The organism is Streptomyces sp. Isolate_45, assembly GCF_024721315.2.
GTDB lineage: Bacteria > Actinomycetota > Actinomycetes > Streptomycetales > Streptomycetaceae > Streptomyces.
The window spans coordinates 1-6,485 of the sequence record NZ_JANFAK020000275.1 but is presented as its reverse complement, the minus strand read 5'-3'; the positions used below and the strand labels follow the sequence as shown (position 1 = coordinate 6,485).

The window sequence follows — 6,485 nt, the reverse complement described above, 5'->3', positions numbered from 1 at the left end:
CCCGGGTGGGGCCGAGGCAGGGCTGGCCCCGGGTGGGGCCGAGGCAGGGCTGGCCCCGGGTGGGGCCGGGGCGGGACCAGAGCGGGACCGGGGCGGGGCCGGAAACCGGGGCGGGGCCAGGGCGGGCGGGGCCGGGACTGGCGGGGCCAGGGCGGGCGGGGAGCGGCGGGGCGGGGCGCCAGGGTGAGGGGCCAGGGCCCGGGGCACGGCTCAGGAGCCCACCCGGGGTTCGAGGGTGAGAGGCGGTTGGGCGGCGTCCCCGGCCTTGGCCGCTGCCGCCCGGGGGGGCGAGGCGCCGCCCCGTGCCTGGTCCCCACGCCGGGCCCCCGGGGCCCCGCACTCCCGCTCAGGGGGCCAGGGGGCCAGGGGGCACGACCATTCACCCCCGGCACGGTGAGGGCAGCGCTCCGCCCCCTGGCCCCCACCAGCCCGGGCGCGGGGCAGAGACTCCTCCCAGCCCCTCCTCCGGACCTCCGCCAGGGCGCCCGCCGGCACCGGCCCGCAGCACCGGCGCCGCCCGGCCTCCGCCCGCCCGCCCGCCGCCAAGGAGCGCGACGCCCGCCCAAGGCCCAGCGACGACCCCGAGAGACACCGCCGTGCCCCCGAGCCCACCGGCACCCTCCACCGCAGGCCCCCACGGCACCACCCCGCGCCGGCCCCGGCCCCGTCCGCCTCCGCCCGCCACCCGCCACCCGCCGCCCGCCGCCCGCCGCCCGCCGCCAAAGAGCCCAACACCCACCCAAGGCCCAGCAACGACCCCGAGAGACACCGCCGTGCCCCCGAGCCCACCGGCACCCTCACCGCAGGCCCCCGCGCCGGCGCGCCCGCTCCCGCCCGCCGTCACGAAGCGCAACGCCCACCCCGCGCCCGGGAAGTGGGCCACCACCCGCACAGGCCCCATCACCCCAGGGGCCCGGCCCGTCCCCTGCCCTGCCCTGCCCCGGGCAACAAAAAGGGGCGGCCCCGGGACTCGAAAGTCCCGGGGCCGCCCCTTCGCCCTGCTACCAGCGGCTAGCGCCTACGCACCCTTGGAGAGGTCCGGGCCCGAGCCCGTCGCCTCGATCGGGGGGAGGTCGGGCAGCGCCGACTTCTCCTCGCCGCGGAAGGTGAACTTGGCTTCCTCGCCCTCACCCTCCACGCCGACGACCACGATGTGACCGGGACGCAGCTCGCCGAAGAGGATCTTCTCCGACAGCAGGTCCTCGATCTCGCGCTGAATGGTCCGGCGCAGCGGGCGCGCACCCATGATCGGGTCGTAGCCGCGCTTGGCCAGGAGCATCTTCGCGTCACCGCTGAGCTCGATGCCCATGTCGCGGTCCTTGAGACGCTCGTCCACCTTGGCGATCATCAGGTCGACGATCTGGATGATGTCTTCCTGCGTGAGCTGGTGGAAGACGACCGTGTCGTCGACGCGGTTGAGGAACTCGGGCCGGAAGTGCTGCTTGAGCTCTTCGTTGACCTTCGCCTTCATCCGGTCGTAACCGGTCTTGGTGTCGCCCTGGGCGGCGAAGCCCAGGTTGAAGCCCTTGGAGATGTCCCGCGTACCCAGGTTGGTCGTCATGATGATGACCGTGTTCTTGAAGTCCACGACCCGGCCCTGGGAGTCGGTCAGGCGACCGTCCTCCAGGATCTGGAGAAGGGAATTGAAGATATCCGGGTGCGCCTTCTCGACCTCGTCGAAGAGGACGACGGAGAACGGCTTCCGGCGGACCTTCTCGGTCAGCTGGCCGCCCTCTTCGTAGCCCACGTAGCCGGGAGGCGAACCGAAGAGACGCGAAACCGTGTGCTTCTCGCTGAACTCCGACATGTCGAGGGAGATCAGCGCGTCCTCGTCACCGAAGAGGAATTCGGCGAGCGTCTTGGAGAGCTCGGTCTTACCGACACCGGACGGGCCGGCGAAGATGAACGAGCCACCGGGACGCTTCGGGTCCTTCAGACCCGCACGGGTGCGGCGGATGGCCTGGGAGAGCGCCTTGATGGCGTCCTTCTGGCCGATGACGCGACGGTGGAGCTCGTCCTCCATGCGCAGGAGGCGGGAAGACTCCTCCTCCGTGAGCTTGAAGACGGGAATGCCGGTCGCGGTCGCGAGGACTTCGGCGATGAGCTCGCCGTCGACCTCGGCGACGACGTCCATGTCGCCGGCCTTCCATTCCTTCTCGCGCTTGGCCTTCGCGGCGAGCAGCTGCTTCTCCGAATCACGGAGCGAAGCCGCCTTCTCGAAGTCCTGGGAGTCGATGGCCGACTCCTTGTCGCGGCGCACGCCCGCGATCTTCTCGTCGAACTCGCGGAGGTCCGGCGGCGCGGTCATCCGACGGATGCGCATCCGGGAGCCGGCCTCGTCGATCAGGTCGATCGCCTTGTCCGGCAGGAAGCGGTCCGAGATGTACCGGTCCGCCAGCGTCGCCGCCTGGACGAGGGCCTCGTCCGTGATGGAGACGCGGTGGTGGGCCTCGTAGCGGTCGCGCAGACCCTTGAGGATCTCGATCGTGTGGGGGAGGGAAGGCTCCGCCACCTGGATCGGCTGGAAGCGGCGCTCAAGGGCCGCGTCCTTCTCGAGGTGCTTGCGGTACTCGTCCAGCGTGGTGGCACCGATGGTCTGGAGCTCACCACGGGCCAGCATGGGCTTCAGGATGCTGGCGGCGTCGATCGCGCCCTCGGCGGCGCCCGCACCCACGAGGGTGTGGAGCTCGTCGATGAACAGGATGATGTCGCCGCGGGTGCGGATCTCCTTGAGGACCTTCTTCAGGCGCTCCTCGAAGTCACCGCGGTAGCGGGATCCCGCCACCAGCGCACCCAGGTCCAGGGTGTAGAGGTGCTTGTCCTTGAGGGTCTCGGGCACCTCGCCCTTGACGATCGCCTGGGCCAGGCCCTCGACGACGGCGGTCTTGCCGACGCCGGGCTCGCCGATGAGGACCGGGTTGTTCTTGGTCCGGCGGGACAGCACCTGCATGACCCGCTCGATCTCCTTCTCGCGCCCGATGACCGGGTCGAGCTTGGATTCGCGGGCAGCCTGCGTGAGGTTGCGGCCGAACTGGTCGAGGACGAGCGAGGTCGAGGGGGTTCCCTCGGCCGGGCCGCCTGCCGTGGCCGACTCCTTGCCGCCTCCGGTGTAGCCGGAAAGCAGCTGGATGACCTGCTGCCGGACCCTGTTGAGATCGGCTCCCAGCTTCACGAGGACCTGGGCGGCGACGCCCTCGCCCTCGCGGATCAGGCCGAGCAGGATGTGCTCGGTGCCGATGTAGTTGTGGCCGAGCTGGAGGGCCTCGCGGAGCGAAAGCTCCAGGACCTTCTTCGCCCGCGGGGTGAAGGGGATGTGGCCGGACGGGGCCTGCTGCCCCTGACCGATGATCTCCTCAACCTGCTGGCGAACAGCCTCGAGCGAAATCCCGAGGCTCTCCAGGGCCTTAGCGGCGACACCCTCACCCTCGTGGATCAAGCCCAGGAGGATGTGCTCGGTGCCGATGTAGTTGTGGTTGAGCATCCGGGCTTCTTCCTGAGCCAGGACGACAACCCGCCGCGCGCGGTCGGTGAACCTCTCGAACATCGTTTATCGCTCCTCAGAGCGGTCGGGCAGTTCGGGGTCGGTCCCCGCCCTGTCCTACCGCATGCTAGTCCCGTGAGGCGGGACAGCTCATTCCAACTGCCGACATCCGTCCACGGCTCACCCCCACATCGGTGAGGAAAACCGGCTGTAAGAGCCGACTACTGCTCCAACCCGATCCTGCGAGACGATGTTCCCGCAGGCCAGGCAGATACCCGTCACACGTGTACGCCGATGGCGAACGGAAGCCGCCCAAATCAGCGTGTCGCCCCGATCCACTAGGAATGTCTTACCCGTAAGGACTGACACTCCATGCCGGTGGGCACCGTTCCCTCCGCTACGGGCGAACACGCTTGTGTCCCGAATGTGGGACTCCACTCTGCGGACGTTTACGTTCCGCATTGTTTCCGGCGCACTGCGTAACCCCGGAGCGTTCCGCGGAGTTGCTCGGGCATGGCCGTCAGCTCCGCCAGCTCCATCAGCTCCGTCGGTGTGCCGCCGCCCCGCGTCCCGGCCGAGCGGGACGCGTCGTGCGCCCCGTGGTCCCAGTGGTACGAGCGCGTCCTCGGCTGGCAGCTCGCCGTCGGGTCTCCCGCACAGCTCGTCACCGGCGTCCGGTTCGACGTGCTGGAGCTACCGGCGGACGCCGGGGCCGAGGTGCTGCGCAGGCCCGTGCCCACCGGTCCGGTGGCACTGGTGGGACGCAGGATGCGCTTCCTGGTCGCTCCGGGCTCCGCCGACGAGCTGGAGGGACTGCTCGACTGGCTGGAGTGGGGCGGGGTGCCCCTCGACCTCACCGCCGTGGGTACCGGGGGCAGGATCGCCGCTCCCGTACCGCCGGGGTGGCCCCAAAGCCCTCGGGGGGCCGCCGTCTGGCTGCGGCCCCCCGAGCTGGGGTGCGAGGCATCGCTGCCGTCCCTGCCCGCTCCCGGGCAGGGCACCGGTTCCGGACGGAGCTCCGGTCCCGGTCTCGTACGACTGGTGGCCGCGGCGGCGACGGAATGCCACCGCGCCCGCCTGTGGCGGCGTACGCCTCAGCCCCTGGCTTCGTAGGCCTCTCGGATCTCGGCCGGAACGCGGCCTCGATCGTTCACGCTGAGACCCTGGGCCTTGGCCCACGCGCGGATCTCGGCGGTGTCCGGGCTGCCGGAGGAAGCCGCGGCGCGGCCCTTCGTGCGGCCGGCGGACGCGCGCCCGCCGGTGCGGCGGCCGCTCTTGGCGTACGGGTCGAGCAGCCCGCGGAGCTTTTCAGCGTTGGCGGTGGTGAGGTCGATCTCGTAGGTCTTGCCATCCAGAGCGAACGTCACGGTCTCGTCCGCCTCGCCACCGTCGAGGTCGTCGACAAGAAGGACCTGAACCTTCTGTGCCACCGGATTTCCTTTCATCGAAAATGCAGTACGCGGAAAGGAAACCGCTTTTGCCAGGAAAACACAAACCCCCGGTGAGAGGTTCAGGACCTCAACAAGGCGGGAAACGTGCGCGATTCGGACATAGGCCACAGGGCCCCGGGCCCCTGAAAAAGCCGCTGTGATCGTTCACAGGTGCAGAAGCATCCGACTGTTGCCCAAGGTGTTCGGCTTCACTCGTTCGAGACCGAGGAACTCGGCGACACCCTCGTCATAGGAACGCAGGAGCTCCATGTAGACATCGGTCTCGACCGGGGTCTCGCCGATCTCGACGAAGCCGTGCTTCGCGAAGAAGTCCACTTCGAAGGTCAGGCAGAATACCCGGCTCACCCCGAGCCGACGGGCCGTCTCCAACAACTTGGCGAGCACCTGGTGCCCGACGCCGGCGCCCTTCAAGTCGCGGTCGACGGCGAGTGTGCGGACTTCCGCGAGGTCTTCCCACATGACGTGGAGAGCCCCGCACCCCACGACCTGCCCGTCATCGTCGCGTTCCGCGACCCAGAACTCCTGGATGTCCTCGTAAAGGACCACGGGGGCTTTGTCGAGGAGGATCCGCTGCTGCACGTACTGGTCGAGCAGGCGGCGCAACGCCGGAACATCACGGGTGCGCGCACGGCGGATGGTCACTGTTTTCACGTCTGCGGTGGAAAGCTCTCCCATACCCGGACGTTATCGCCCCGGCTCGGGTTCCGGCGCGCCGGACTCCCCTTCCGGTTCGGCGGGGGCGGGTGCCGGCTCGGGATCCGCGGGAGTCCCGGCGTCATCGTGCTGAACCACGCGCATGGCGTCGCGGAGGGCTTCGCGCTGTTCCTGGGACATCATGCCGAAGAAGGCGACGAGAGCGGCGGCCGGGCTGTCACTGGTCGACCAGGCTTCGTTCATCAGTGCGGCCGAGTAGGCGGCGCGGGTGGAGACCGCCGTATATCGATAGGCGCGGCCTTCGGCTTCCCGGCGGACCCAGCCCTTCTGATGGAGATTGTCCATAACCGTCATGACCGTGGTGTACGCGATGGACCGTTCCTGCTGGAGGTCTTCCAGGACTTCCCGAACGGTGACCGGGCGGTTCCACTGCCACACCCGCGTCATGACTGCGTCTTCGAGTTCTCCCAAGGGGCGAGGCACAACAGCACGATAGTGCGGGATCGTCCGAATTGCCCGACCATTCGTCGGGCAACGCGCGGCAAAACCGGTCGGGCGGCTCTCGCCGGCGCTCCTGCCGCGGCCGGTCGGGCCGCGGCCGGCGCCGCTACTTCTGCGGCTGCTTGGCGGCCTCGGCGCGGGCGATCACGGCGTCGACGGCGGCGTCTTCCTTGTTCTTGTTGGCACCGCCCTGGCTCTTCACGATCGTCACGACGAGAGCGATGAAGAACGCGGCCATCACGACGGGGGGCACGAGCGCGGATACGTAGTCCATGCCCCCAGCGTAGCCAGTGCCGAAGGCGGAAGGGTTTGCCGGGTCGCGGTGTCCGACGCGGTGCTCCGCGGGGCGGAGCCGCGCCTCGTACCGGACGTACCGCCGCGGTCCGGCGACGCGGCGG

The 6,485-nt window shown here is 69.8% G+C and carries 6 protein-coding genes; 1 reads left to right on the top strand and 5 read right to left on the bottom strand.

Annotated elements, in window-relative coordinates; all coding sequences use genetic code 11:
- Nucleotides 1-1,018: 1,018 nt before the first annotated feature.
- Nucleotides 1,019-3,544, bottom strand: a complete 2,526-nt coding sequence (locus tag NOD94_RS39680) for an ATP-dependent Clp protease ATP-binding subunit (protein ID WP_281211102.1) — start codon at nt 3,542-3,544, stop codon at nt 1,019-1,021.
- Nucleotides 3,545-3,994: 450 nt separating this feature from the next.
- On the opposite strand from NOD94_RS39680, the gene NOD94_RS39675 reads away from it, so the two are divergent.
- On the top strand, nt 3,995-4,594 hold the full coding sequence (locus NOD94_RS39675; RefSeq protein WP_281211101.1) for an SCO3374 family protein: 600 nt from the start codon (nt 3,995-3,997) through the stop codon (nt 4,592-4,594).
- On the opposite strand, the gene NOD94_RS39670 is transcribed toward NOD94_RS39675, so the two are convergent.
- The 4 genes from NOD94_RS39670 to NOD94_RS39655 form a co-directional block, all read right to left on the bottom strand.
- Nucleotides 4,576-4,911: an Lsr2 family protein gene (locus NOD94_RS39670; RefSeq protein WP_281211103.1), complete on the bottom strand. Its 336-nt coding sequence runs from the start codon at nt 4,909-4,911 to the stop codon at nt 4,576-4,578. The two genes, NOD94_RS39675 and NOD94_RS39670, sit on opposite strands and share 19 nt — an antisense overlap.
- A 165-nt stretch (nt 4,912-5,076) precedes the next feature.
- Nucleotides 5,077-5,607 carry an amino-acid N-acetyltransferase gene (locus NOD94_RS39665; protein WP_281211100.1) on the bottom strand — a complete coding sequence of 177 codons (531 nt, stop codon included), beginning with the start codon at nt 5,605-5,607 and terminating at the stop codon, nt 5,077-5,079.
- 9 nt (nt 5,608-5,616) lie between these two features.
- A complete protein-coding gene (locus NOD94_RS39660) occupies nt 5,617-6,069 on the bottom strand; it encodes a BlaI/MecI/CopY family transcriptional regulator (RefSeq protein WP_281211099.1) in 453 nt (150 codons plus the stop codon).
- A gap of 124 nt (nt 6,070-6,193) precedes the next feature.
- Nucleotides 6,194-6,361, bottom strand: coding sequence for a hypothetical protein (locus NOD94_RS39655; RefSeq protein ID WP_281211098.1), 168 nt, complete (start codon nt 6,359-6,361; stop codon nt 6,194-6,196).
- Nucleotides 6,362-6,485 lie beyond the last annotated feature (124 nt).

Bases quoted from the DNA above. Each gene is read 5' to 3' on its own strand.
- NOD94_RS39680 (WP_281211102.1), bottom strand. From the start codon at position 3,544: ATGTTCGAGAGGTTCACCGACCGCGCGCGGCGGGTTGTCGTCCTGGCT.
- NOD94_RS39675 (WP_281211101.1), top strand. From the start codon at position 3,995: ATGGCCGTCAGCTCCGCCAGCTCCATCAGCTCCGTCGGTGTGCCGCCG.
- NOD94_RS39665 (WP_281211100.1), bottom strand. From the start codon at position 5,607: ATGGGAGAGCTTTCCACCGCAGACGTGAAAACAGTGACCATCCGCCGT.
- NOD94_RS39655 (WP_281211098.1), bottom strand. From the start codon at position 6,361: ATGGACTACGTATCCGCGCTCGTGCCCCCCGTCGTGATGGCCGCGTTC.